The organism is Treponema sp. R6D11 (genome assembly GCF_054786075.1).
Genome location: NZ_BDHD01000967.1, coordinates 1 through 430 on the forward strand (window position 1 = coordinate 1; position 430 = coordinate 430).

Here is a 430-nt window from a genome sequence, read left to right on the forward strand (position 1 = left end):
ACCCCGTCTATAACAACAACAGCGGACATTACTCCTTTTAATTTTTCTTTATCACTCTTAAATGATTTTGAATACAATTGCGCTTTTTTTCCATTGTCATCTTTATTTATAATAGCTATAGGATTTGTCAACGTCTGATACATTGCGCCAAGAAGGTTTTCACGATCATTCGTTTTAAGTTTTTCAAATTGATGTTTTCCCATATTTACCTCGCCAATTGGCGTTAATACTTTATTATTAGAAAACAGCTTATTATAATTTTCGCGCGTATAATCAACTTGTTTCATTGGTTCCGCCATTTCGACAAATTTTCTTTTTAGTCTTTTTTTAAGAGAATCCAATTTTTCTGTCTGTTCTTTTTTCATTACTCCACTCCATACTTATAGTTTTTCCCGCCTAACCACTTTTAAATGGTCAGACGCCTATATAT

Annotated in this window: 1 protein-coding gene; it reads right to left on the reverse strand. The window is 32.1% G+C overall.

What is annotated here, in order from left to right; translation table 11 throughout:
- Positions 1-365, reverse strand: a 365-nt coding sequence (locus ACYVTD_RS17035; protein WP_461248831.1) for a hypothetical protein, incomplete at its 3' end; no start/stop codon positions are given.
- Positions 366-430: the final 65 nt, after the last annotated feature.